We start from the raw sequence: 273 nt of genomic DNA on the forward strand, positions 1-273 counted from the left end.
CGGCGGATTTGCCTACCGTTCGTCCTACACCCTTACCCCGGGACAACCACCGCCCGGGCTGGACTACCTTCCTGCGTCACCCCATCGCTCACCTACTACCCCATCGGGTCACCGGCTCCACCACGTCCCATCATCCGAAGACTCCGGGCCGGCTTCACGGGCTTAGCATCAAGAGGTTCAGCGTTGGCGCTTCAAAGCGGGTACGGGAATATCAACCCGTTGTCCATCGACTACGCCTGTCGGCCTCGCCTTAGGTCCCGACTTACCCTGGGC

At 62.6% G+C, this 273-nt stretch carries 1 rRNA gene; it reads right to left on the bottom strand.

The annotated features are described in order from the left end of the window. Positions 1 to 273, bottom strand: a 23S ribosomal RNA gene (locus tag UK12_RS35605); the annotation flags it as partial.

Origin of the sequence: Saccharothrix sp. ST-888 (assembly GCF_000955975.1) — a bacterium.
Classification (GTDB): domain Bacteria; phylum Actinomycetota; class Actinomycetes; order Streptomycetales; family Streptomycetaceae; genus Kitasatospora.